Source organism: Candidatus Didemnitutus sp. (genome assembly GCA_019634575.1).
Classification (GTDB): Bacteria; Verrucomicrobiota; Verrucomicrobiia; order Opitutales; family Opitutaceae; genus Didemnitutus.
Genome location: JAHCAY010000004.1, coordinates 161920 through 187657 on the forward strand (window position 1 = coordinate 161920; position 25738 = coordinate 187657).

Annotated in this window: 20 protein-coding genes and 1 tRNA gene; 6 read left to right on the plus strand and 15 right to left on the minus strand. The window is 66.1% G+C overall.

The window, feature by feature from the left end; genetic code table 11:
- Positions 1 to 141: 141 nt before the first annotated feature.
- The 10 genes from tsaE to KF715_20725 all read right to left on the minus strand — a co-directional run bounded on the left by tsaE (position 142) and on the right by KF715_20725 (position 10775).
- Positions 142 to 576 carry a tRNA (adenosine(37)-N6)-threonylcarbamoyltransferase complex ATPase subunit type 1 TsaE gene (tsaE, locus tag KF715_20680; GenBank protein MBX3739116.1) on the minus strand — a complete coding sequence of 145 codons (435 nt, stop codon included), beginning with the start codon at positions 574 to 576 and terminating at the stop codon, positions 142 to 144.
- The gene (locus KF715_20685; GenBank protein MBX3739117.1) at positions 560 to 1519 is read right to left on the minus strand and encodes a thiamine-monophosphate kinase; all 960 of its coding nucleotides are present in this window, start codon (positions 1517 to 1519) and stop codon (positions 560 to 562) included. Before KF715_20685 ends, tsaE begins: the two co-directional genes overlap by 17 nt.
- Complete coding sequence (locus KF715_20690; GenBank protein MBX3739118.1) at positions 1516 to 2373, minus strand: CPBP family intramembrane metalloprotease; 858 nt, start codon at positions 2371 to 2373, stop codon at positions 1516 to 1518. The genes KF715_20685 and KF715_20690 overlap by 4 nt, the downstream gene beginning before the upstream one ends.
- A gap of 57 nt (positions 2374 to 2430) precedes the next feature.
- A complete protein-coding gene (locus tag KF715_20695) occupies positions 2431 to 3003 on the minus strand; it encodes a DUF1669 domain-containing protein (GenBank protein ID MBX3739119.1) in 573 nt (190 codons plus the stop codon).
- A 214-nt stretch (positions 3004 to 3217) separates the two neighbouring features.
- Complete coding sequence (locus KF715_20700; protein MBX3739120.1) at positions 3218 to 4507, minus strand: dihydroorotase; 1290 nt, start codon at positions 4505 to 4507, stop codon at positions 3218 to 3220.
- Positions 4508 to 4512: 5 nt separating this feature from the next.
- Entirely contained in the window at positions 4513 to 5457 is a 945-nt protein-coding gene (locus KF715_20705; protein MBX3739121.1) for an aspartate carbamoyltransferase catalytic subunit, read from the minus strand.
- Between the two features lie 27 nt (positions 5458 to 5484).
- Complete coding sequence (pyrR, locus tag KF715_20710; GenBank protein ID MBX3739122.1) at positions 5485 to 6045, minus strand: bifunctional pyr operon transcriptional regulator/uracil phosphoribosyltransferase PyrR; 561 nt, start codon at positions 6043 to 6045, stop codon at positions 5485 to 5487.
- 348 nt (positions 6046 to 6393) lie between these two features.
- Entirely contained in the window at positions 6394 to 7086 is a 693-nt protein-coding gene (locus KF715_20715; protein MBX3739123.1) for an SOS response-associated peptidase, read from the minus strand.
- A gap of 47 nt (positions 7087 to 7133) precedes the next feature.
- On the minus strand, positions 7134 to 10625 hold the full coding sequence (locus KF715_20720; protein MBX3739124.1) for a DUF4450 domain-containing protein: 3492 nt from the start codon (positions 10623 to 10625) through the stop codon (positions 7134 to 7136).
- Between the two features lie 73 nt (positions 10626 to 10698).
- Positions 10699 to 10775 (minus strand) — tRNA-Val (locus KF715_20725).
- A 125-nt stretch (positions 10776 to 10900) separates the two neighbouring features.
- On the opposite strand from KF715_20725, the gene KF715_20730 reads away from it, so the two are divergent.
- From KF715_20730 to KF715_20755, 6 genes are all read left to right on the plus strand, one after another.
- Positions 10901 to 12565, plus strand: a complete 1665-nt coding sequence (locus KF715_20730; GenBank protein ID MBX3739125.1) for an AAA family ATPase — start codon at positions 10901 to 10903, stop codon at positions 12563 to 12565.
- Between the two features lie 184 nt (positions 12566 to 12749).
- The gene (locus KF715_20735) at positions 12750 to 13997 is read left to right on the plus strand and encodes a PLP-dependent aminotransferase family protein (GenBank protein ID MBX3739126.1); all 1248 of its coding nucleotides are present in this window, start codon (positions 12750 to 12752) and stop codon (positions 13995 to 13997) included.
- A gap of 200 nt (positions 13998 to 14197) precedes the next feature.
- Positions 14198 to 15271: a hydrogenase expression/formation protein HypE gene (gene hypE, locus KF715_20740; GenBank protein MBX3739127.1), complete on the plus strand. Its 1074-nt coding sequence runs from the start codon at positions 14198 to 14200 to the stop codon at positions 15269 to 15271.
- Positions 15272 to 15382: 111 nt separating this feature from the next.
- On the plus strand, positions 15383 to 16234 hold the full coding sequence (locus tag KF715_20745) for a hypothetical protein (GenBank protein MBX3739128.1): 852 nt from the start codon (positions 15383 to 15385) through the stop codon (positions 16232 to 16234).
- 41 nt (positions 16235 to 16275) lie between these two features.
- The gene (locus tag KF715_20750) at positions 16276 to 17076 is read left to right on the plus strand and encodes a hypothetical protein (protein ID MBX3739129.1); all 801 of its coding nucleotides are present in this window, start codon (positions 16276 to 16278) and stop codon (positions 17074 to 17076) included.
- Positions 17073 to 20243 carry a DEAD/DEAH box helicase gene (locus KF715_20755; protein ID MBX3739130.1) on the plus strand — a complete coding sequence of 1057 codons (3171 nt, stop codon included), beginning with the start codon at positions 17073 to 17075 and terminating at the stop codon, positions 20241 to 20243. The genes KF715_20750 and KF715_20755 overlap by 4 nt, the downstream gene beginning before the upstream one ends.
- Before the next feature lie 62 nt (positions 20244 to 20305).
- Here KF715_20755 and hypD read toward each other — a convergent pair whose 3' ends face one another.
- From hypD to hypA, 5 genes are all read right to left on the minus strand, one after another.
- On the minus strand, positions 20306 to 21409 hold the full coding sequence (gene hypD / locus KF715_20760) for a hydrogenase formation protein HypD (GenBank protein ID MBX3739131.1): 1104 nt from the start codon (positions 21407 to 21409) through the stop codon (positions 20306 to 20308).
- Entirely contained in the window at positions 21406 to 21732 is a 327-nt protein-coding gene (locus KF715_20765; GenBank protein MBX3739132.1) for a HypC/HybG/HupF family hydrogenase formation chaperone, read from the minus strand. Before KF715_20765 ends, hypD begins: the two co-directional genes overlap by 4 nt.
- 235 nt (positions 21733 to 21967) lie before the next feature.
- Positions 21968 to 24277: a carbamoyltransferase HypF gene (gene hypF, locus KF715_20770; GenBank protein ID MBX3739133.1), complete on the minus strand. Its 2310-nt coding sequence runs from the start codon at positions 24275 to 24277 to the stop codon at positions 21968 to 21970.
- 82 nt (positions 24278 to 24359) lie between these two features.
- Positions 24360 to 25163, minus strand: coding sequence for a hydrogenase nickel incorporation protein HypB (gene hypB, locus KF715_20775; GenBank protein MBX3739134.1), 804 nt, complete (start codon positions 25161 to 25163; stop codon positions 24360 to 24362).
- Positions 25153 to 25530 carry a hydrogenase maturation nickel metallochaperone HypA gene (hypA, locus tag KF715_20780; GenBank protein ID MBX3739135.1) on the minus strand — a complete coding sequence of 126 codons (378 nt, stop codon included), beginning with the start codon at positions 25528 to 25530 and terminating at the stop codon, positions 25153 to 25155. Before hypA ends, hypB begins: the two co-directional genes overlap by 11 nt.
- Positions 25531 to 25738 lie beyond the last annotated feature (208 nt).

The window sequence follows — 25738 nt, forward strand, 5'->3', positions numbered from 1 at the left end:
CCGGGATGCAGCGCGCTGATGCAGTTGGCCTTGTTGTTCCCTGCGGTGCGTATCCCGCGCGAGTTATCCTTGGCCGGAAGCTGGAGTGGGTTTTGGGTTGGTTTCCGACGTCACGCTCCGAGGTTTGAACCGCCGTCTGCCTCACGCCAGCCGCACGTGATGCTTGTCGCCGTCGACGATCGAGAGCGTGAGATGCAGCGCGCTTGGCGGTATCCAGTCGGCGATTTTTTCCGGCCATTCGATCGCCAGCACCCAAGGGCTGATCAGGAATTCGTCGAGCAGCAGCTCCTCCACCTGGGCGGCGTGCTCGAGGCGGTAGGCGTCCATGTGCACGAGCGTGCGGACGGCGCCGCGATGCACGGAGTAGATTGCGAAGGTCGGACTCGTCACGTGTTCGTGCACGCCGAGACCCTCGGCGAGCCCTTGGACGAACGTCGTCTTGCCCACGCCCATGTCGCCGTGCAGGGCCAGCGTGGTGTCGGGCGGCAGCGTCGCGGCGAACTCCGCGGCCAGCCGCCGTGTCGCTTCGGCCGTCGGCGTGGTGATCCCGGCGCGCAGTCTAGCGGAGATGTTCATAGCCGCTGTAGTCGAGCAGGCGGACCGCGCCGGACGGCATGTTCTCCTTCTTGGCGAACACGCCGATCTGCGTGAGGCGGACGCGAGGGAAGCGTTTCTTCCACGCCGCCTCGAATTTCCCCTGGTCGGCGCGGTAGCACATGACGATGAGGAGTTCGTAATCCTCGCCGTCGCCGAGCGCGTGGAAGAGCGGAGTTTGCTTCGTCTGCGTGGCGCACTTCCGCGCGGCGGCGCTGATCGGCACGGAAGGTTCGCAGATGGCCGCCGCGAGACCATCGGGAGTGAGCGAATCGAGATCCTTGGCGAGGCCGTCACTCACGTCCATCATCGCGCAGACTTCGGCGCGACGCGCGAGCCACGCGCCCTCCGCCAGTCGCGGCGTGAACTTGTAGTGATGACCGAGCAGCGAGCCGCCGAGGCTGCCGGTGACGTAGATGCGATCGCCGGGTAGGGCGCCGCCGCGTGTGACGACGCGCTTTCCCGCAGCTTCGCCGTGCAGCGTCAGGAATGCGCCGAAAAATCCCGCCGGCCCCTGCGTGATGTCGCCGCCGACGATCTTGACCTTGAACTGCCGCGCGGTGGCGGCGATCCCGCGGTAAAATTCCCGCAGCCAGACGACGTTCGTGTCGGCGGCCAGCGCGAGCGAGAGCACGGCGGCCACCGGCCGTCCGCCCATGGCGGCGATGTCGCTGAGGTTGCGCTTGAGCAGCTTGGCGCCCACGGCGCGCGGGGGCACGGCGTCGTCGAAATGCTGGCCGTAGATCACCGGGTCGGTGGTGATCAGCATCTGCTTGCCGCTCGAGGGGACGACCGCGCAATCGTCGCCGATGCCGAATGGCGCCTTGGGCGAAGCGTCGCCGAGCCATTTGCGCAGCTCCACGATCAACCGTTGCTCGCCGAGAGCGACGACGGATTCGGCGCGGAGCGGCGTGAAGAGTTTCATGTCTGCGGGAGACCGGAGAGGACGATAACCAGCGTGTTCAAGTTGAATAATCCGTGCGCGATCATGGAGACGCGGATGTCGCCGGTGCGTTGGTAGGCGATCGCGAGTCCGACGCCGAGCACCGTCAGCGGAAGGAAGCCCGCCCAGTTGCCGTGCAGTGCGCCGAAGAGAACACCGCTCACGAGCAGCGCTGCCGCGCGGCCGAAACGTTGGCGGCAGAAGCGGAAAATCGCGCCGCGGAAAAGCAACTCCTCGTTTATCGGCACGAGCGCGCAGGCGACGAACATCATCGTGACGAGCAGCGGTTTCGACTGCGTCCGGGTGAAGATGGCGATCAGATCCTGCGGATCGGACGGCATGCCAAGCGCTTGCAGGATAAACGTCCAAGCCGCGCTGCAGAGCACGATCACCGGCATGATGATCGCAAACGCGGAGACGCCGTGGACGACAACTTTGGTGAGTGGCTCCCGACGCACGAGCGCGGTTGGAGGTGGCGGCGCGCCGTAGTCGTTGTGCAGAAATCGCCGACCGAGCCAGAAGAGCGGCCAGGCGAGCAGGCCGCTGCCATGGAGCGCGATGCCGTAGACGGCGAGTTGACGCGCTTCTTTCTCGGGCGAAGCCTTGATCCACGCGCCAAGAAATTGTTGCGCAATGCCCTGGCCGATTGTGCCGATCAGGAAAATCAGGAGAACGAGGAGAATAACTTCGAAGCCGCTGATTTCCCAATGGCCGAGGCGATTGCGGTCAAATGTTCGGGTGCGAATCTCGGGCATGCCGAGCACGCGTGCGAGGAACAGCGCGCCGATCGCTGCCTCGACAATGATCACAAACTCTTGGTTGAGCGCGAAAGCCATAACTTCGCCGACTCAAGCGGATTCGCGGGCCGTGGGAAGCCCCGAGTCGGGCGTGACTCAGCGGGTTTTCGTCTTGGTCTTCCCGGCGGCTCCGGTGGGCTTCTTCTCACCCGGCGGCTTCGGCTCCGGACTTTGCCAGACGCGCGTGAATTCGGAGGTGCACTCGGCGGCGATCCTTGCGTCGCGGAGCACGATCAGATTTTCCCAGTTGTTCGCCTTGGCGTTGTTGGTCCAGTTGTAGCTGCCGAGCATGACGGTGAGCCCGTCGCAGATGGCCATCTTCTCGTGCATGATGCCACGGCCTTTGCCGTAGCGATAGACGACGCGCTTCGGCCCGAGCGCTTCGACCATCTCGTCACTGAGGGAGTTTTTTTCCTCGCCCTGCGACTTGTCGAAGGCGATGCGCACGTCGATGCCGCGTTTCGTGGCCGCGATCAGGGCGTTGGCGATCTCCTGGTCGGTGAACGAATACATGAGCAGGTAGATGCTTTTCCTGGCACTGTTGATCTCGCGCACGATGATGTTGGAGACCGGGTCGGAGCGGGAAAAATAGATCTGCGGATCGACGGCGTGGGCCGTGACCAACACGAGGCAAAGCAGGACACTCGCGAGGAGCGCGCGGATTTTCATGGGCCGAGAGGTGACGGCGCGGAGCAGAAACGAACTTCGCCAGGCTGTCGAAACAACAGTGCCGCGGTCGTGCCGCATGAGCCATGCACTCACGCCAGTCGGATTGTCACGTATTACGTGACAATTGCAGGCGGCGTTTTTGGGTGAAAACGCGCAGTGGAGAGCGCGACGGCGTTGGCGCGGGGGACGAACGGGCTCCGGTCTCTCCGGGCGGCTAGACTATGGCGCCGTCCGCGAAGACGATCTTGCCGCCGACGATCGTGGTCTTCACCCGGCCGGTGAGTTTCTTGCCATGCCACGGCGAATTGCGGCTCTTCGATTGGCCCTTCGTGGCGTCGTAGGTCCACTGCTCGGTCGGGTCGAAGAGGCAGACGTCGGCGTTGGCGCCTTCGGAGAGCGTGCCGGCGGGGAGTTTGAGGACGTTGGCGGCGCGGCGGGTCATTAGGTCGATGACGGAGGGGAGCTTGAAGCGCGCTTCGCCGACGAGGATGTCGAGTGTGACCGCGAGTGCGGTTTCGAGGCCGATGATACCGTTGGGCGCGTAGTCGAATTCGCGGTCCTTCTCGTCGGGCGAGTGCGGCGCGTGGTCGGTGCCGATGCAGTCGAGCGTGCCGTCCTTGAGGCCGGCGATGATGGCCTGCCGGTCCGCCTCGGTGCGGAGCGGCGGGTTCATCTTGAAATGCGTGTCGTAGGTCGCGAGCGCCTCGTCGGTGAGGGCAATGTGGTGCGGCGTGGCTTCGGCGGTGACGCGGACGCCATCCTTCTTCGCGCGGCGGAGCAACTCGACCGAGTAGGCCGAGCTGATGTGCTGCATGTGGATGTGCGCGTCGGTGTAGTGGGAGAGGATGATGTTGCGGGCGACGATGATGTCCTCGGCGGCGTGCGGCCAGCCCTTGAGGCCGAGGCGCGTCGAGACGGTGCCCTCGTTCATCACGGCCTTTTCGGTCAGCGAGTCGTCCTGGCAGTGGTCGAGCACGCAGAGATCGAACATCTTGGCGTATTCGACGGCGCGGCGCATGAGCTCGTTCGATTGGATGCAGAGGCCGTCGTCGGTGAGCGCGACAGCGCCATTGGCCTTGAGCGTGCCGTGCGGGGCAAGTTGCTTCCCGGCCATGCCGGTCGTGATGCACGCGGTGGGATAGACGCGGACGGCAGCCTTGCTGGCGGCGGCATTGACGAGCTGCAGCGTGCCGGCGTTGTCGATCACCGGGGAGGTGTTCGGCATGCAGACGACGGTGGTGAAACCGCCGGCGGCTGCGGCACGCGAGCCGGTGAGGATGTTTTCCTTGTGCGTCTGGCCGGGCTCGCGGAAGTGGACGTGGATATCGACGAGACCGGGCGCGACGACGAGGCCTTTGGCGTCGATGACGCGCGCCTGTTTTTTCTGCGCGCCGGAGAGGGACGCGACGATCTTGCCGTCGATGGCGAAGACATCGCCGACGGCATCGCGCTTGGAAGCGGGATCGATGACGCGGCCGTTTTTGATCCAGAGAAGGTCGGGCATGGGAGTTATTCGACGGGGGCGACGTGCTCGGGCTGGCCGCCGGCGCAGAGGTAGAGGACGGCCATGCGGACGGCGATGCCGTTGGTCACTTGTTGGAGGATCACGCTGCGGTCGGAATCGGCGAGCGCGCTGTCGATCTCGACGCCGCGGTTGATCGGGCCCGGGTGCATGATGATGGCGTCGGGCTTGATCCAGGAGGCGCGCGTCTGGTTGAGGCCGAACATGCTGGTGTATTCGCCGAGCGACGGGAAAAGACCGGACGCCTGGCGCTCGTGTTGAATGCGCAACAGCATGACGACGTCGGCGTCGGCGAGCGCTTCGCGGAGGTTGTGCGAGACGGTGGCGCCGAGCGGCTCGAACCAGTGGGGAACGAGCGTGGACGGGCCGACGATCGTGACGTTCGCACCGAGTTTGGTCAGCGCGTGGATGTCGGAGCGCGCGACGCGGCTGAAGAGGATGTCGCCGAGGATGACGATCTTCTTGCCCTTCACGGTGCCGAGGTGCTGGCGCATCGTGAAGACGTCGAGCATGGCCTGGGTCGGGTGCTCGTGGGCGCCGTCGCCGGCGTTGACGACCGGGATGCCGAGGCGCTCGCTCAGGTAGCGCGGCGAGCCGCTGGCCGAGTGGCGGAGCACGATCATGTCGGCGTGCAGCGCCTGGATGTTGAGGGCGGTGTCCTTGAGGGTCTCGCCTTTGGTGGTGCTGGATTTGTCGGCGTCGAAGGAGACGACCTCGGCGCTGAGGAGCTTCGCGGCCATCTCGAAGGAGAGGCGGGTGCGCGTGCTCGGTTCGAGGAAGAGGTTGACGATGGTCTTGCCACGGAGGGCGGGGACCTTTTTCACGCGGCGGTCGAGGATGCGGCGGAAGGCGCCGGCAGTGACGAGCACCTGCTCGATCTCAGCGACGCTGAGGTCTTCGACGGTGAGGAAGTGTTTTCGCGTCCAGGGCACGGCGGGGGAGATTTTCGATTTTGGAAGTTAGATTTTGGATTGGGCCGGCGCTTTTTCGGGAGCCCGGGCGAGCACGGCGTCTTTGCTCGGCTCGCGCGGGTCGAGTTGCACGACCACCTTTTCGCCTTCGGCGGCTTCGGCGGTCAGCGCGCAGTAGTTGGCGGCCAATGGCAGGCGGCGGCCGCCGCGATCGACGAGGACGGCGAGCTCAACCGTCTCGGGGCGTCCGTGATCGAAGAGTTCGTCGAGGGCGGCCTTCACGGTGCGGCCGGAGTAGAGGACGTCGTCGACCAGCACGACCGTCGCGCCGTTGACGTCGTGCGGGATGATCGTCGGCGAGAATTCCTTCGGGATCGGGTGGCGGCCGATGTCGTCGCGATGGAACGAGATGTCGATCGTGCCGCGACCGCAGGTGACGCCGTGGCGCTTCAGCGCGAGGGCCAGCCGGTCGGCGAGCACGATGCCGCCGTTGGCGATGCCCAGCAGGAGGAGGCGGGCGGTGTTGCGGTGGCGCGATGCGATGGACGACGCGAGGCTTTCGATGGCTTCCCGGATGCGTTTGGCGTCGTGCAGATTTCGTGTGCCCACGAGACCGTGGTTTTGCAGCCCGTGCGCGGTGGCGTCGAGCTGAGAATCGAAATATTTCTGCGTCAGCAGCGCGGCGCGTGGGAAAAATAAGGCGGGCCGCCCCTCACGAGGCGGCCCGCGGCATGATTGCGGTTTTGCCGGCGCGTAGCTTGCCGACAAATCCTGTGTCCGGTCAGCCGACCAAGGCTTGCTTGGACGCGGGCAGTCTAACCCGGCGCGAGCGCGACCGGAATACGCAGCGCTGCGTAGGGCGATGGCGTGCGAACGGGGTTTGTCTGACGGCGCTTCCAGCGAAACGGGAGCTGGAAGCTCCCGGCACTTTGCCGGCAACTCGACGCGGCTTTCGGCTCAATCGAACAACTCGCGCTCCGGTGCCGGCGGCGTGAATAACGCGATGCAAGCGGGGCCTTCGCAGAGCGGGCTGTTCATCTGCGGGCTGACACGGTGCGAACGCATTTTCGCGGCGGGAAACGGCGCGCAGAGTTCCGCGAGGCGATCGGGCGGCAGCGGCTCGTCGCCGAGCCACGCGTCGACCCGATCCTCATCGAGGATGACGGGCATGCGGTCGTGGATCGGTGCGAGCAGCGCGTTCGGCGTGGTCGTGACGACGACGAAGGCCGGCGGCGCGATCGGCGTCTCCGGGTGCCAGAGTCCCGCGAGGAAGAACGGTTCGCCGGCGCGCAGTTGAAAATAATGCGGGAGGCGCACCTTGCCCTGTTTTTCCCATTCGTAGAAGCCGTCGGCGGGCACCAGACAGCGGCGGCGTTGCGCGGCGTCCTTGAACGCGCCGCGCGCCAGCAGCGTCTCGCCGCGGGCGTTCGCGAGCAGGAGCGGCTTGCCCGTCGGCTCGCGCGGCGGGAGCAGCGCGCCGAACGCGAGCGGTTCGAGCGCGACGGCGCCGCGACGCTTCGTGACGGCGGGCATGCGCGTGCTCAGGGTGGCGTTGTAGACGGCGCGCAGCTCGGCCGGGACCTTCAGGCCGAATTTCTCCAGAGCGCGTTTCAGCACCTCGAGGTTATGGAGCGAGTAGCGCGTGCACATCGAGGGTCATTAAATCCAAGGGAAGTGCATGGGCTGGTCGGAGCCGTTCACGGCCGCTCGAGCGTGGCGCTCATCAGGCCGATCACGACGTCGTTGGCGAGTGCGCGCACGGTGAGGGATTGGAGCTCCTTGGTCGGATCGAGCGCGAGATCGAGCACGGTCGCTGCGCCGCCGGGGATGGTGCGGCCGGCGCCATTGAAGGTCGTGGCGTCGAGGACGCGGACGAGTCCGGTCTTCAGGTCGACGCGCAGCGGCAGGCCGCCGGAGCGCGCGAAGGCGAAATCGTCGACGAAGTAGTCCTGATCGATCGGCCACCAGGTGGTCGGGTTTTCGAGGGCGAGGCGCGTCACGGTGCCGTCGCGATAGGTCACGACGATCTCGCCGTTGTCGAGGCGGCTTTGCATCGCCCAGGTCGAGCCGGCCATGAGCAGATAGATTTTCCGTGCGCGGCCGGCGAGCGGCGTCGTGAGTTCGCGGGGGAAATTCTCCCATTGGGAAACGAAGGCGACGTTCGGCGCGTCAACGGCGGCGGGCGTGGCGAGCGGGACGCCGTTCGGGAGCGACAGCGCGCCGTTGGTCGCGGCGCGGCGCAGGCCGCTGTCGTCGATGGGGAAGGTGGCGTTCGGATGCGTCCATGTGCCGTAGCCGTTGCGGGCGAGGGCGAGCGAGGCGAACGGCGAACGCGGCGCGAGGTAGTCGTGGCGGAAAAGCTCGGTGACGCGGTCGTTGAACAGCGGCGCGAGTGCGAGAGGCTCGCACTGGGCCGGCGCGATGGCGGCGCGCCAGTCGGTCGTAAACACGAGCGGCGCGGCAGTCGCGGCTTCGCTGACGCGCAGCTCGATCGGCTGCCACCAGCGCAGCGGGCCTTGCTCGACGCGGGCGAACAGCGTGCGCGCGCCGGGCAGGCCGGCGACCTGCCCGCGCAAGGTGGCGCCGACAATCCGGGGTTGGGCGAGCACGCGCTGCGGGTCCGCCAATTCGGCGATGCGCGCACCGACGTCGATGTTCACCTCCTCGCCGAGGGCGGCGTCGCGCTCGGCGGGCGGAGCGGGTGGGAGATCGCCGCGCCACTCGATCGAGATCTGCTGCTCGGGGGCGGGCGCGGCGACGATTTCGAGGCAGGGCCGCCCGACGGATTCCGGCAGCGCGGTCCAGGCAGCGGGTTGGCCGTTGACGGTGACGCGGGCCTCGCTGCCGCGTGCGGGGACGCGCAGGCGCACGGAAACCGGAACCGCAAAGCGCGGGGTGAAGCGGTAGCGCGCGACCGCGCCGACGTTGACGAACGCGAAATCGAAATCCGGATGGTGCAGCGTGGCGTGATCCCATTCGACGGGGAAACCGGGACGCAGGACGACTTCGCGCCGGAGGAGGTCGGGTGTGACGCCGAAGAGTCCCTCGACGATCGCGCGCGAGGCGATGCCGATGGCGTCGCCGAAATCGCGTTGCGATTCGCGGCGGTAGGCGTCGAGCGCAGTGGTCAGGCCGACGTTGCCGGGGCAGAGACCGAGGAACATACTGTCGAGCACGGCGCCCTTGAAGAGGGCGTTGGCGGCGTCGGGCCAGCCGGCTTGCCAGAGGGCGAGCGCGGTGTGAGTCGTTTCGGCGAAGACGACGTTGTTGAGCGACCATGTGTAGGGCATCCAGTTCGTCGTCGCGATCGTGTTCGCGCCGGGCGGCACGCCGGGACCATCGAGGGGAAATTGCGGCAGCGCGGTGTCGACGTAGCGCGCGAGTTGCCAGGCTTGGAGCGGAGTGGTGGCTTGCGCGTCGAGGGCGTGATAGACCGTCCACGCGGCGGCGCTGGGGTGCGGACGTTGGAGGCCGAGGAGGTCGCGCGATTCGGCGAACCAGCCTTCGCGCGGGAGCCAGAGATGCTGGTTCAGGCCGCGCTCGATGGCCGCGGCTTCGTCATCGTAGGGCGCGGCATCCAGACCGAGGAGGCGGGCGAGGCGCGCGGCTTCGCGGTGATGAAACAGGTTGGCGGCGGTCGCGTGTGTGGCGCCGCCGCCGGAGTAGGCGAGGTCGTCGCTCGCCCAGATGGCGGCGTAGGCTTCGTAGAGCGGCGACTTGTCCGAACCGAATTCACGGCGGAAGAGGCGGCGTTCCCACGCAAGCGAACGCTCGATCGTGGGCCAGATTTTCCGAGCGTAAGCGAGGTCGCCGGTCCAGCGCAGGTGGCGGAAAATCGTATCCAGCGCCACGAGGTTCATGTCGTAGTGCGAGTTCGTGAGGTCGCCGTTCGAGTGGAGTGCGGCTTCGTGGCGGGCGAGAAGGGCGGCGGCTTCGGGCGCGGGGAGCGCAGCCGGGATCGGCGAGGTGTTTTGTTGCGCGGCGTAGCCGTCGAAATGCACGCGCGTGCGCTCGTGCCAGCCGAGGGCGTCGCCGGCGTAGGCGACGCGCCAGCCGAGCAGGCGCACGCGCCACGCGACGGCGCCGTGGAGGAACGCGTTCTGTCGGTCGTCCCACACGGCGTCGGCGGCGAGGTTCAGCGCCGGCACGGCGGCGTTGAGGAAGGCGTCGGGCGTGTCGACCGATACGCGTCCGGCCACGGCGCGCAGGGCCGATTCCTCGCGCGCAAAGAGCGCCGGCAGGTCGTCGCGCGTCCATGAAGCGGCGTGCGTGGCGCCGGGCGGCAGCGTGCGCTCGGCGGCGACTTCGCGGTAGGTGTCGAGGACTTCGGTGGCGGTTTGCTCCACGCGGAGATTTTGCAGCGCGAGAAAAGTCGCCCGGCCGGTCGTGAGCGGAACGCGCGCGACGGCGACCGGCTTTTCCGGGAGCGTGCCGGCGGGAGCCGGCGTGAGCAGCAGGCCGAGATCGGGATCGAACGTTGCGTCCGCTACGTGCACGCGAGTGCCGGTCGGGAGCAGCGCGGCGACCTGGCCCTTGGGCGCGCGCACGATGAAGGCGTTTTCGCCCAGCGTGACGCTGTTGCCGCGGCAGGCGTCGGCCTGGAAGGCGAAGTAGTCGCGCACGGGCTTGGCTTCGGTGCCGAGGTCTCCGTCGCGTCGGCCACGCTCGCCGGTGACGCCGCCGAAGACGGCGGCGAGTTCCACGGCGGCGTTGCCGTGCAGCTCGGCGCGCAGGAGCAGGCCTTCGGCGGAGCGCGGGGCGAGCGCGGTGAGTTCGAGCGTGCCATCGCCGAGCGCGGTGTCGCGGATCACGTAGACCATGGTGCCGGCGCGGTAGCGCGCGGTGATTTGCGCGGCGGCGCTGAGCCATTTGGCCGACGAGCCGGTGAGCAGCGCGAGGCGAAGCACGCCGCCGCGGCCGGGCAGATAGAGCGAGAATTCGGGCCGGTCGCCGGCGTCGACGCGGAACGCGCTCGCGCCGCCGTAGAGCGGGCGGTTGAAGCGCTCGAGGCCGTTCACGATGACGAAATCGCCACCCTCGGGTCGGTAGCGGAGCGGACGCGCGATTTGGCCGGCGAGGTTGGGGCGCAGCTCGGTGCCAGCGCGTTCGGCGGGCGCAGTTTGGGCGAGGGCGGCGGGCGCGACGAGCAGGACGGCCGCCAGGGCGGCGGCAGTGGGGCGGGTGACCATCGGGCTCCAGCTAGCCGGCAGGCGGCGGTTTCAGCCAACAAAAAAGCCCGCAAGTTGCGGGCGTCGGCGGAGATGGTGGACTCTACTGGACTCGAACCAGTGACCCCTTCCATGTCAAGGAAGTGCTCTAACCAACTGAGCTAAGAGTCCGACGGAAGGCGAGGAGTGAACGATTCGCGCGGGGTCGTGCAAGGATTATTTGGAAAGTTTCCCGACGATACTGCGCGCGGGCTTTTCGCGTGCATTCAAGAGTCTGACCGCTAAACACCTGCCGCATGCTGCAATCGCTCCGCATCCGCAACCTCGCGCTGCTCGAAGAAGTCGAGCTGGAGTTCGAAGGCGGGTTCACGGCGGTGACCGGCGAGACCGGTGCGGGCAAGAGCATCCTGCTTGGCGCGCTGTCGCTGCTGGCCGGCGCGCGCGTCGACAAGACGATCGTGCGCCAGGGCGCCGCGGCGTGCGAAGTGGAGGCGGCGCTGTTCTTCGCGGACACGCGCAAACTCGACGCCGCGCTCGAAGCGCTCGACCTGCCGCCGTGCGACGACGGCGTGTTGATCCTCAAGCGCAGCGTGCCGCGCGAGAAGGCGCCGAAGATCTCCGTCAACGGCTCGCTCGCCACGCTCAGCGCGTTGCAGGAACTCGGCGAGCACTGGATCGATTTCCACGGACCGGGCGAACCGCGCCGCCTGCTCAAGGACGGCTGCCAGCGCGAGCTGCTCGACTTGTTCGCCCGCAACGACGACGCGCGCGCGAAATACGCCGCGGCCTACGGCACGTGGCGCGGGTTGGTCGACGAGCGCGAGCGCCTGCTCGCAGCCGAAAAGCTCTCGCCGGACCAAATCGAGTTTCTCCGCTCGCAGCTGAAGAAGTTCGACGCGCTGGAGCTGACCGACGAGGCCATCGCGGCGCTGGAGCGGGATTTCACCCGCCAGCAGAGCGCGCAGGAAATCGTGCAGCTCGCCGCGGGTTTGAGCACGGGTTTGAGCGGCGAGGACGGCGTGCTCGGACGCGTCGCGGCGCTGTTGCGCGAGGCGCGGCAACTCGAGGCGCTCGACCCGGCGAGCCAGGCTCTGGCGGAGCGGTTGCAGTCGGCGTCGGTCGAGCTCGGCGATCTCGATGCGGAGTTTTCGTCGTTGGCGACGTCGCTGAATTTCGACGCCGAGCAGGCGGAGCTGCTCGCGGAGAAGATGAACGCGTGGCTCGACCTGAAGCGCAAACACGGCGCCAAACTCGAGGCGGTCGTCGCCGCGCGCGAGGAGATGCGCCGCCGGCTCGAGTTGCAGAGCGACGTCGAAGGCTCGCTCGCGAAACTCGAAAAGCAGATCGGCGAGACGCTCAAGGCCGCGAAGAAGGCGGCCGCGGAGCTGCGCGCCACGCGCGAAAAGGCCGGCGCGCAGCTCGAGCGCGCGGCGGCGAAGGTCATCGTCCAACTCGGTTTCAGGAAGGCGGACTTTCGCGTGCGGTTTGCGGCGTTGCCGGAGCTGACGGCGCACGGCGATACGGGCGTGGAGTTTTTGTTTTCTCCCAACGTCGGCGAGGCGCCGTTGCCGCTCAGCCGCATCGCGTCGAGCGGCGAGCTCGCGCGCGTGATGCTGGCGTTGAAGACGGTGCTGGCGGCGATCGACGACGTGCCGCTGCTGGTGTTCGACGAGGTCGACGCCAACGTCGGCGGCGAGATCGGCCGCATCGTCGGCGAAAAGATGGCCGACATCGCGGAGAAACACCAGGTGCTCTGCGTCACGCACCTCCCGCAGGTCGCGGCGCAGGCGGCGAATCATCTCGTGGTGACGAAGGACCAGAGCGGCGACCGCGCGTCGGTGGCCATCGAGCCGATCCACGGCAACCGCAAGCAGCGCATCGGCGAACTCGCCCGCATGCTCGGCGACCGCAACGCGAAGAGCGCGCAGGCGCACGCGGAGGAGTTGCTGGGGAAGCGGTGAGCGAGTGCGTGGGTGGGCGCCGGCGTCCTCGACGGCGCTGGAGCGGCTGCGAGATATCGTCACGCGGCCGCGCGTTTGTCGCCGCCGGGACGGCGGCGACCACCCGTGCAGCGGGAGCAAGATGCTCCCGCTACTTTGCGGCGCGGCTCCAGTAGCCGCTTTTCTCCCCCACTTAGTCCGGAGCATGACAGGAAATCCCGTCGCCTCCCGGCTCGCTTTTGCGCGGCGGGCCACTTCTTATGACGCCGTGTCAGAGTCCATCCATGCCTTCGCGCGTCGTCTCGCGACGATGCGGCCCTCCACGATCCGCGAGATTCTCAAAGTCACGGCGCAGCCCGACGTGATTTCCTTCGCCGGCGGCCTGCCGGCGCCGGAGCTTTTTCCGGTCGCCGAGGTCCGCGCCGCCGCCGATGCCGTGCTCGTGAAGGAAGGCAGCCAGGCGCTGCAATACGGCCCGAGCGAGGGTTACATGCCGCTGCGCGAGTGGATCGCGACCGAGATGGCCGCGCGAGGCATCACGGCGAAGCGCGAGGACGTCCTCGTCACGAACGGTTCGCAACAGGTGCTCGATCTCGCGGGCAAGTTGTTCCTCGATCCGGGCGACGTCGTGCTGACGGAGAACCCGACCTACCTCGCGGCGATCCAGGCGTTTCAGACCTTCGAGGCGAAGTTCGTCGGCGTGCCGACCGACGAGCACGGCCTCATTCCCGAGGCGTTGCCGGAGCTGATCAAACAGCACCGCCCGAAATTTCTCTACACGATCCCGAGCTTCCAGAATCCGACCGGCATCACGCTCATCGCCGAGCGGCGCAAGAAGCTCGCCGAGATCGCCGCGCGCGAGGGCCTGTGGATCGTCGAGGACGATCCCTACGGCAAGCTGCGCTACAGCGGTGTCGACGTCGCCCCGATCAAGCACTGGGACACGGCCGATCGCGTGATCTACGTCAGCACGTTCTCGAAAACGATCGCGCCGGGCTTCCGCCTCGGTTGGGTCGTGGCGCCGAGCGAGATTTTCAACCGCATGCTGATCCTGAAGCAGGCGTCCGACCTGCACACCTCGAGCTTCGACCAGCGCGTGGCCTACGGTTACCTCAGCAGCGGCAAGCAGCCCGAGCATCTGGAAAAAATCCGCTGCGCCTACGGCGAGCGCTTCGGCATCCTCGACGCGGCGCTGCGCGAGCAACTGCCCGCCGGCTACTCGTGGACGAAGCCCGAGGGCGGCATGTTCCTCTGGGTGACGGGGCCGGCCGATCTCGACGCGCTGCAACTCCTCGAGCGCGCCATCGCGCAGAAGGTCGCGTTCGTGCCCGGCCGCGACTTCTTCCCCGGCGACGGCGGCAAGAATCACCTGCGGCTCAACTTCTCGAACTCCACGCCCGAGCGCCTGCGCGAAGGCGTGCGCCGCCTCGCGGCGCTGTGTCGCGCCGTCTGACGCGCCGCCTCGTCCCAAGGCTTATCGGGCGCGAGGTGGTCGAACGGTGCTCGTGCCGCGCGGGCGCCGCTGAATTGACCACGGATTGCACGGATGCGTCACGCGGCGCGATTGCTGGCGTTCAAAAGATGCGCAATGCCCGCCACGGCTTGCGCATGAAACGCACTCGGGTTTTCGCGGCCGATTTCTAGTCTTCGGCCATGAGTTCCGCCGGTCCCACGCCTTCCGGTTTCACGACCTGTCCGGTGCCGTTGCCGCACAAGACCGAGATCACGGTCGGGCATGGCGGCGGCGGGAAGCTCACGCAGGACCTCATCGATTCGGTCTTCCGGCCGGCGTTCGCGAATCCCGCGCTCGAGGCGCAGCACGACGGCGCGCTGTTGAAATTTCCCGGCGGCGGACGGCTGGCGTTCACGACCGACTCGCACGTGGTCAGCCCGCTGTTTTTCCCCGGCGGCGACATCGGCAAGATCGCCGTCAACGGCACCGTGAACGACCTCTGCATGTGCGGCGCGCTGCCGCTGTGGCTCAGCGCGGGCTTCATTCTCGAGGAAGGTTTTCCCGTCGATACGTTGAAGAAAGTCGTCGCCTCGATGAAGGAGGCCGCCGAACGCGCCAACGTTGCCATCGTCACCGGCGACACGAAGGTCGTCGAGCGCGGCAAGGGCGACGGACTCTACGTGACGACCGCGGGCGTCGGCGTGATCGAGACGTCGCTCACCGTCGCGCCCACGAGCGTGCGCGCCGGCGACGCCATCGTGCTCAGCGGCGACCTCGGCCGGCACGGCATGGCGATCATGGCCACGCGCGCCAACCTCAGTTTCGAGAGCGAGATCACGAGTGACTGCGCGCCGCTGGTGGCGCCGGTGCAGGCGTTGCTCGCGGCCGGTTTGGAAATCCACTGCCTGCGCGACCTCACGCGGGGCGGCCTCGCGACCTCGCTCGTGGAAATCGCGGAGCAGTCAAAACTGGCGCTCGCCATCGACGCCGCGAAGGTGCCCGTGAGCGAGATGGTGCAGGGCGCCTGCGAGATTCTCGGCCTCGACCCGCTCTACGTGGCGAACGAGGGCCGCTTCGTGTGCATCTTGCCCGAAGCGCAAGCGGCGCAGGCCGTCGAGATCATAAACCGCACCGCGAGCGACAACGCCGGCGCGGCCACGATCATCGGGAAAGTGAAGCCCGGTCCGGCTGGCCAGGTGACGCAACGCAGCGTCATCGGCGCCGAGCGCATCGTCGACCGCCTGAGCGGCGAACAGCTCCCGCGCATCTGCTGAGCCCTGTGCTGAGAACGCACTTGCTCCTAGCGCCACGCTGGGAAGCATTCGGCTCGAACCGGTTGGCGAATACAGGGCCCGTCGACGGCGAACATTCGACTTGTTACGGGCGTGAAATCCAGAACTTCAGCGGCTCTCCTGCATTCCGACTACCTGCCATGGCTTGCGGCGCTGAAGCAGCGCATTCGCTCCGCGCAGCTCCAAGCCGCCGCTCGCGTCAATCACGAGCTGTTGCGGCTTTACTGGGATCTCGGTCGGGCGATCACCCAGGCCCAGTTGAACGCGCACTACGGCAAACGCATCGTCGAGCGCCTGGCGGTTGATTTGCAGCGCGAATTTCCCGGCGTGGCTGGTTTCTCCGCGCTCAACCTCTGGCGAATGCGCGCCTTCTACGAGGCCCACCGCGCAGCTGCGGAGATTCTGTCACCGGCTGTGACAGAATCCTCACCTCCGAAAGCGGGGTCGCGGGCGCGAAAGTCTCGCTCCGGAAAACTGTCACCGGCGGTGACAGTTTTGGGAGACTCAAGGGCGCTCACGTCTTCCTCCGGCCCGCCGGAGCCTTTCGCCTCTCTGCCGTGGAGTCATAACCTCGTGTTGCTCCACCGCCTCGATTCGGCGGGTGAGCGCGCTTGGTATGCCCGTGCTGCCGTCCAGCACGGTTGGAGCCGTTCCGTGCTCGTCGCCCAGATCGAGCAGGGCGCCCATGCTCGCGCGGGCAAAGCCCTCACGAATTTCGCCGCCACGCTGCCGCCCGCCCAGTCCGACCTCGCGCAGCAAACGCTCAAGGATCCCTACCTCTTCGACTTTCTCGCGCTTGGTCCCGCGGCCAGCGAGCACGACTTTGGACAGAGACTTGTGGAATACGTGCCAAAGTCCCTTGGCGGTTTTTGCCGGCGTCGTTTCTCCGTTGAAGAGAGGCTGGAGCATGGGCCAATTTTTGATCCTCGAATTATGCTCAACTAAAGCTCCTCGTAATCCACGCTCGATTCTATTTTCTGAAACCGGTGCCCCTGCCGTCCACAGTCGCCTATCAATCTACCCACGGATGTGTATCGTGCGATGGCTTGGACGTGCAGAACGGTGACGAGCTTGGTGCATTTTTGACCGGCCCGGTGGCGGCACGGCTCGATGATGCCGAGGGCGGTGCAGAATTCCGCGACCACTTACGGGGAATCAGCCTTACAGGAATGGGGCAGGACGCGTTGGAAGAGGTGCTCGCCGCCGAGGAGCCAGAAGAGCGCGATTGGGCGGCAGGCGAAGCCCTCGCCGAGGCCATGCTGGAAGAGCATCACGAAGTAGTGCTTCCGTGGAATACCGAGCGCGACAAGCGCAACCCCTTCGCCTCGCTGCCAGGAGCGGACATCGTGGGGTTCCAGCGTGATGGAGATTCCCATCGCCTCGCCCTTGGCGAGGTAAAATGCTCGTCCGAAAAACAATCACCCCCGCAAGTCATGAGCGGGCGCAGTGGCAGCACCGGCATGGGGCACCAAATCGATGCCTTGGCTAGCAACCTCGGCACGATTTGCCAGCTCCTCAAGTGGCTGTTGCCCCGCGTCAAAAGCACGGCTCACGAAGCGACCTTCAACCAAGCCTGCGCTCGTTATTTTAACTCTGACCGCCGCGATCTCGCCCTGTTTGGCATTCTTGTGCGCGACCAGGCTGCGCGTGATACCGATCTAAGAGCTCGCGGGCAGGATCTTGGTGGAAGGTTACAAGCTCCAACGCGGTGCAGTCTCATCGCCCTCTACCTACCTTGGCCAATCAGCCGATTGCCGGAACTCATCCGGCAAGGAGGTGCAGCATGAGCCACTGGCTGCTTGACGTGATTGCGGAAAAGCGAGCGAGCGCACTGCGCGAAGCCGACCGCGTCCAATTCTTTCACGAGATGGCGCGGGAGGTGCCAGCTTTTGATACGGATGTAATCCACGAAGTGGCTGCCGCCTTGGAAATCGCCGTGCTCGATTTGGAGGTGGATCGGCTCACTGATGATCCCGGCCGCCGTGCTCTCGGACGTCAGGCAGCGGCAGACGCATTCCGACTCTTGCGGGTGATTCCTCTACCTCCGGCCAGCATCAATGCCGGGTCGCATCTGCTCCGCGCGTCTGCGCTGGCCGTTCTAGGTGATCGTGGAGCAGACGCCGCGCGCTGGTTGCGCGCGTTGGAGGCGGAAAATAGTTGGCCTGATCTGCCGCTAAATTCGCCAAACTGGGGCGAGCGTTGCCGTGCCACACTGACCGATACCTGGCTTCGGCTGGTGCGTAAGAAAGGCTGGAGTGATCGCGACACTGTGCTGGAACGAGTGGCGGCTCTCCGTTCCACGCAGCAGGAATTTGAGCGCGATTATCTGCATGCCTTCACTCCGCTGGAGGCCAAGCGCTCAGCGCTAGAGTTAATCGCCATTTATCATCTGGCGAAAGCGGCCGACGTGCTCGCGCATTTCATCACCGATGGCGTGGTGAACGGCGACCATCAGGTGCAACTACTGCTTGATTCACACTTCGACCGAGCCGTCGCCGCGTGCGAAACCGCCCGTCTTGTAGAACTAGAACCGATGGCGCGACTGCTGGCGCGCGCCGCCGCACAGATGGTCGAAAACTCCATTTGGACAGTTACCCGGGCGGTGAATTCGCGCGTGACAGACTTCGTGCGGGAACTGGTTAAACGAGGCCGCGGCGAGCGGGCGCTGTTCGACGTGTTGCCGCCACAACGTCGCACGCTCGCTGAACATGGCTTACTTGGTTCCAGTCGGCGCGCGGTGGTCGTGAGCCTGCCCACCTCCAGCGGCAAGACTCTCATCGCCCAGTTCCGAACGCTTCAGGCGCTCAATCAGTTTGAGGACCGGAAAGGCTGGGTTGCCTACCTCGCGCCAAGCCGTGCGCTGGTGAATCAGGTCACACGCCAACTGCGCCGGGATTTTACTCCCCTCGGCGTGGTGGTTGAGCGGGTTAGCCCGGCCATGGAGGTCGATGGGGTCGAAGCGGGCGTGCTCAGTGAATCTCGTGACCAAGCGCAGTTCCGCGTCCTTGTTGCCACTCCCGAAAAGTTCGATCTCATGATGCGCCAAGGCTGGGAGGAGAAAATCGGCCGGCCCTTGACCTTGGTAGTCGTGGACGAGGCGCACACCATTCAGGACAAAGAGCGCGGCCTACGCCTGGAGCTGCTGCTCGCCACTATTAACCGCGAGTGCCGGGAGGCACAGTTCTTGTTGCTTACGCCGTTTATTCGCAACGCTCGCGAGGTCGCTCGCTGGCTCGGTGGACCGAATTCCGATGACATCAGCATCGGCGTGGATTGGCAGCCTAATGATCGCGCCATCGGCATTGTTAGCCCTGTGGACGCCGGCCCGAAAAACGGACAAAGCCGCGACTATCGGCTAGAGTTCGAGACGGTTCATACTTCGCGTCAAACGATCAAGGTCGAAGAGGCGTTCTCTTTCGGCAAAGACGAGGCGTTGGCCTCGACATTGTCGAAGGCCCAGGACGTCGGCACCCTGGCAGCCATTGCGGCCCGTAAGTTGAAGACCCGTGGCCCGGTCATCGCCGTGCACAGCAGGCCAGATTTCGTTTGGGGCCTCGCCGGAAAGATCAAGTCCGAGCGGACTGCGAGATTGTCTAGCGATGTGCGCTTTGTTCAGGAATATGTTGCCGCTGAGATGGGCGCGCAGTTCCCGCTAGTCGAACTGCTTGCCCATGGAATCGGTGTGCATCATGGCGGCCTGCCGGAAGAGATCCGAATGCTGATGGAGTGGCTTTTCGAGAAGGGGGAACTCGATGTTCTGGCCGCAACCACGACCATCGCCCAAGGCGTCAATTTCCCTGTGAGCGGAGTGGTTATGGCAGCAACGAACTACTTCTCGGAAGGGCAAGCGGTTCCAATGCCAGCCGAGGACTTTTGGAATATTGCAGGTCGTTCCGGACGCGTCTCCCAAGGTCAACTAGGCGTCGTAGCGCTAGTGGCGAAAAATAGCGTGGAAGTGACTGCTCGGAAGACCTTCATCAATCGCCAGACGGGCGATCTGAACTCCGCCCTGATCGCGGTCGCACAAGCGGCGGGCGACTTAATGTCTGATCTAGGCAGAATCGTATATTCCCGCCCTGAGTGGTCCGGCTTTCTACAGTATCTTGTTCACACCTATCGACAGATGGGCGAACCAGCAAATTTTGCTGACCAAATCGAGCAGGTGCTTCGCGGCACCCTTGGCTTTGAAAAGCTCCGTGCATCGAACCCCGTCGCTGCCCGTCAGCTGTTGATAGGTATCGAAGCTTATGTTGCGGAAATGATGCAACCCCGACAGCCGCTGAAGCTGGTGGATAGCACTGGGTTTTCGCTTCAGAGCATCCGCACAGTCTTGGCAAACAAAGGCAACATCGGCCCTAACTCTTGGGATCGCGACCGCTTGTTCCGTGATGGTGATCGGACGTTACAAGACATGATGGGTGTGCTGTTACGCGTCCCGGAACTGAGGGAAAATCTTAAGGCGGTTCTCGGCGGTCAGGCTCAGGATGGAGACAAACTCGCGCTTATCCTTAAAGACTGGGTAAATGGTGAAGAGCTTACGACCATCGCCGCGCGCCATTTTTCCACCGAAGGCGATGACGGCGTAGACGCCCTGACCAGATGCGGGCAAAATCTCTTTGGCAAACTCGCCCAAACCTCTTCGTGGGGGTTGAACGCATTGTTGGCGATCACAGGCTCTGAACTCTCGGACGAAGCACGTGGCGGTCTGGCCAATTTGCCGTCACAGGTATTTTATGGCGTGTCCACTGACGAAGCGGTTACTCTGCGATTGCTAGGGGTTCCTCGTCGCGCCGCTACGCTTCTGGCGAATAGATTGAGTATCAGAACGGACGAATCGTTGCCTTCGATCCGCCAGCGTCTCGCTTCACTGTCGGATGACGAATGGCGTGCCGCTGTTGGAGTGGCAGGTAGTGCTTACCGCAAAGCGTGGCGCATTATCGACGGAGTGGAGTAACCCCGCAGATAACTTTTTCACCGGTATAGTCTACTGATCAAGTGCACTGTCGTTGGGGTGCACTACACGACTGGTTCCAGCGCGCGGCTGCGGTAGCGGTAGTAGGCGGCGCAGGCGCCTTCGCTGCTGACCATCGGGGCCCCTAACGGGTGCTCGGGTTTGCAGCGGGTGCCGAAGGCGGGGCAGTCGTGCGGCTTTTTCACGCCGCGCATGATTTCACCGCTGATGCATTCGGTGCTGCCGTTTGCGTTCGTGGTCGTGAGCGGGAAGCGTTTCGCGGCGTCGTAGGCGGCGTATTTCTCCCGGACGGCGAGGCCGCTTTGCGGGATGACGCCGATGCCGCGCCAGTCGCGGTCGGCGATTTCGAAGACGGTCTCGACGATCGTGCGCGCGTGGGTGTTTCCCTCGGTGCGGACGGCGCGCGAGTAGGCGTTTTCCACTTCGGTGCGGCCGGACTCGAGTTGTTTCACGCAGAGCAGGATGCCTTCGAGGATGTCGACCGGCTCGAAGCCGGTGATGATGATCGGCGCGCGGTAGTCGCGGGCGATGGGGCCGTATTCCTCGGTGCCCATGATCGTGCAGACGTGGCCGGCGGCGAGGAAGCCTTGGACGCGGTTGTCGGGCGCGCCGAGGATGGCGCGCATCGCGGGCGGCACGAGGACGTGCGAGGTGAGGATGGAGAAATTCTTCACTCCGTCGCGCTCGGCGAGGAGCACGGACATGGCGTTGGCGGGCGCGGTGGTCTCGAAGCCGACGGCGAAGAACACGACCGGTTTCGCGGGGTTGGCCTTGGCGATGCCGACGGCGTCGAGCGGCGAGTAGACGATGCGGACGTCGCCCCCGCGGGCCTTGGCGGTGAGGAGATCGATGCCGTTGCCGGGCACGCGGAGCATGTCGCCGAAAGAGCAGAGGATGGCGCCGTGCTTCAGGCTGAGTTCGACGGCTTGGTCGATGAGATCGGCGCTGGTGACGCAGACGGGGCAGCCGGGGCCGTGAACGAGCGTGATGTTTTTCGGGAGGAGGTCGTCGAGGCCGAATTTCACGATGGCGTGCGTCTGGCCGCCGCAGATTTCCATGATCGTCCACGGGCGCGTGGTGGCGCGGGCGATGGCGTCGGCGAGTTTGCGGACGAGCGCGGCGTCGCGGTATTCGTCGACGTATTTCATGATTTGAAGAGGTTCGGCCCGCCTTCGTGCTGCGCGCTACGGCGCGGTTCGTCCTGAAGCTTCGCTTCAGGCGAAGCGGGCGGCTCGATGCCGTCGAGTTCGCCCATCTGTCTTAGGTATTCGAAGGTCTGCGCGGCTTCCTCGGGGTCGACGGTGCTGATGGCGACGCCGACGTGGACGAGGACGTAGTCGCCGAGTTTGGCGTCGGGGGTGCAGGTGAGGCTGACCTGTTTGATCACGCCGGAGAAGCTGACCTTGGCGGAGCGGAGGAGAGGATCGTCGCCGATGATTTCGACGACTTTACCGGGGACGGCGAGGCACATGCGGTGAAGCGAGTTGAATTTGGAGGTTTAAGTTGAAGTTCGGACGCGGGCGTTGAACTGAACTGTGGTGGAGAAGCAGCGAGCAGCGGGTAGTGAGTAGAGCGGAGGACGGAAGACGGAGGGGCTGAAAGCTGACGGCTGAGAGCTGATCGCTCACCTCACTCGCGGCGGGTTTGGTGGGCGAGGGCGAGGACCACGAGGAAGACGACGGCGGCGGGAGCGAGGAGGACGGCGATCATGAGGGAAGTTCGACGGAGGTGAGGCCCCAGAGCGCGGCGAGCGCCTGGCCGGCGGCGATGGAGTTGTCGTTGGGAGAAAGGTGGCGATGGGTGAGGACTTTGAAGCCGGCGTTGCCGAGCGCCTCGGTGGCGAGGTCGTGGAGCAGCGCGTTTTGGAAACAGCCGCCGGTGAGCGCGACCGTGCCGACACCCGCTTCGGTGGCGACGGCGACCATGGCGCGGGCGAGGCCGCGGTGGAAATCGGCGGCGAGTTCGTCGGGGCCGCGCGGGTCGCGGAGGAGTTGCGAGAGCGCGGGCGCCCAGTCGATGTCGAGATACGCGCCGGGTGTCGCGGCGCGGACGACATCGAATGGCAGCGAGGTGCGCGCGCCGGCGGCGCGGGTGGCGGCGGCTTCGAGATGGAGCGGCGCCTGGCCTTCGAAATTGTTGCGCAGGCAGAGACCGAGGAGCGCGCTGACGCCGTCGAAGAGGCGACCGGCGCTGGAGCAGAGCGGGGAGTTGAGGCCGCGGACGAGCATCTGTTGGAGCGTGGAGTGCTCGATCGGCGAGAAGCGGAAGCGGGCGCAGAGCGGGCCGAGCAGGTCCATTTCGTGGCCGAGGCCGAGGGCGACGCGGCGGGCGTCCTTCACAGCGGCGTCGCCGCCGAGGAGGCGGAACGGCCGGAGGCGGGCGAAGCGCGTGGCGCGGTTTTTCTCGAGGAGAATGAACTCGCCGCCCCAGACGGTGCCGTCCTCGCCGTAGCCGGTGCCGTCCCACGAAATGCCGAGGACGCCGTCGGCGGCGTGCTCATGTTCGAGGAGGCAGGCGAGCACATGGGCGAGGTGGTGTTGCACGGCGAGCTGCGGGAGGCCGGTGCGGTCGGCGAAGTGTGTGGAGGCGTAGTCGGGGTGCTTGTCGTGGACGACGACGAGCGGGCGGGCTTCGTAGAGTTCGCTGAGTGTGGCGATGGTGCGCTCGAAGACGGCTTGGGTGGCGGCGTTGCCGAGATCGCCGAGGTGCGGACTGACGACGACCTGATCGCCCGAGGCGACGGCGATGGTGTTCTTCATCTGCGCGCCGACGCAGAGGGTCGTTTCGTGCAGCGCGCTCGGCAGGCGGAGCGGCGTCGGGGCGTAGCCGCGCGCGCGACGGAGCAGGATGGCCTGGCCGGAGCGCGAGAGGCGGACGACCGAGTCGTCGACGGGGCGGGCGATGATGCGGTCGTGCGCGAGGTGCAGGTCGGCGATGCCGGCGAGGCGTTCGCGCGCCTCGCTGTTGTCGGTGCAGAGCGGTTCCTCGGAGAGATTCGCGCTGGTGGCGACGAGCGGGCCTTGGAACGCGCGCAGCAGCAGGACGTGCAGGGGCGTGTAAGGGAGCAGGGCGCCGATCCAGGGATTCGAGGGGGCGACGCTGTAGGCGAGGCGGCTGTTCTCGAAGCGGCGGACGAGCACGATCGGAGCTTCAGGGGAGGTGAGGAGCTTTTCCGCGACAGGGGACACGTCGGCGTATTCGCGGAGCGTGGCGAGGTCGGGGAACATGACGGCGAGCGGCTTTTCCTCGCGGTGTTTGCGGGTGCGCAGTTCGGCGACGGTGGCTTCGTGGGCGGCGTCGCACATGAGGTGGAAGCCGCCGAGGCCTTTCACGGCGATGATCCGGCCGGCGCGCAGGGCGGCGACGGCGGCGTGGAGCGCGTCAGGCGACGCGGCGACGGGTTGGCCGGAGGGATCGGTGAGGGAGAGTTTCGGTCCGCAGACGCGGCAGGCGTTGGGCTCGGCGTGGAAGCGGCGGTCGAGGGGGTCGTGGTATTCGCGTTCGCAGGCGGCGCACATCCGGAACGCGCGCATGGTGGTGCGCGGGCGGTCGTAGGGGAGCTGCTCGATCAGCGAGTAGCGCGGGCCGCATTGGGTGCAGTTGATGAACGGGTAGAGGTGGCGGCGGTCGGTTGGGTCGAGGAGCTCGCGCTCGCAATCGGCGCAGAGCGCGAGGTCGGGCGGCGTGGTGGCGGCGGGTGCGGTGCCGCGGCTGGTGTCGCTCTCGGAAATGGTGAAATGCGAGCCGACCGGCTGCTCGTCCGCGGACGGGTTGGAGTGCTCGACGGCGACGACGCGGGCGGCGGGCGGAGCCTCGTGATGGAGCGCGTCGACGAGCGCGGCGATGCGCGTGGCCTCGCCGTGCACGCGGAGGAGAACGCCTTCGGCGTCGTTGCGCACCCAGCCGCGGAGGCCGAGCCGGACGGCGGTGCGGTGCACGAACGGTCGGAAACCCACGCCCTGCACGGTGCCGCGAACGCGCAGCAGCGTATCGGTGAGCGTGGGGGTGGCGGACATGGGGAGCGGAGTAGCGAGTAGCGGGTAGTGAGTAGCGAGTAGAGGGGGAGAATCGCTGACGGTTGATCGCTACAGGCTGCGGTCAGGACTTCGGGAGGCGCGCGCGCAGATAGTCATACCATTGCGCGAGGCCTTCGCCGGTGCGGGAGGAGACTTCGATGATTTGCGCCTGCGGGGCGATCTTGCGGATGTTGTCGATCGCGAGCTGCCGGTTGAAGCCGAGGGCGTCGGCGACATCGACCTTGGTGAGGAGGACGACGTGGGCGGATTTGAAGATCGGCGGATACTTCAGCGGTTTCTCCTCGCCTTCGGTGGTGGAGAGGAGGACGACGCGGATCTGCTCGCCGAGATCGAAGGAGGCGGGGCAGACGAGATTGCCGACGTTTTCGATGAAGAGGACTTTCGCGCCGGTGAGGTCGAGGGCTTCGACGCCGCGGGCGATCATGCCGGCGTCGAGATGGCAGACGGTGCCGGTGGTGATCTGCGCGACGGAGGCGTGCGGGCGATTGAGGCGGCGGCCGTCGTTGTCGGTCTCGAGGTCGCCGACGAGCACGGCGCAGCGGACCTCGCGGCCGAACTCGTCGAGCGTGCGCTCGAGCAGCGTGGTCTTGCCGGCGCCGGGGGAGGAGACGAGGTTGAGGGCGAGGAGGCCGCGACCGAGGAAGTAGCCGCGGTTCCGCTCGGCGAGGATGTCGTTTTTCTCCAGCAGCGGAATGCTCAGGTCGAGCGAGCGAACCTGGACTTCGCCCTTCGGGCTGGCTTGGAGCGCGGCGCTGATTTCCGCGGAGAGCGGCGCGGAGAGCGAGCGGGTGGGGGACGAGGCGGCGCCGTTGAGGGCGTTGATGCGGATGCCGTCGTCGGCGAGGGCAGGATTGTCAGCGGACATGTTCGGAGGAGGGGGCGGAGTCGGTGGAAAATTCGAGACGCGAGAGTTCGAGCTCCTTGCCGGAGCGGACGTCGCCGGAGAACGCGCCGCAGCGCGGACATTGGAAAATGAAGCCGCTCTCGACGGTGAAGTCCGTGGCGCAATCCTGACAATGGGCGCGCGCCGGGATGGATTCGATCTCGAACTCGGCGCCTTCGGCGATCGAGCCCGGCGTGCAGGCCTCGAAGCCGAAGCGCAGCGCGTCGACGTCGACGCCGGAGATCGCGCCGATGCGCATCACCACGCGGGTGACGTGCGTCGCGGCGTGGGCGTGCGCCTCGCGGCGAATCACTTCGAGCGCGGACTCGACGATGCCGACTTCGTGCATGGGAAAATGCATTGCACCCGGCGAGCGTGCGCGTCGAGCGGAGAGCGAATTTTCGCCAATGACTGCGCACCCTTTGCCAAGCGGTGCATATGCGCAATCGGCGCGCTCCGCTACTCTGGCGGCGCAGTCGAAACGCACAGGTCCCTTATTGTTTCTATACACAACCCTAACGCGACGTTCCCGCCCCACGCACGAGCGCGCCGCTTCG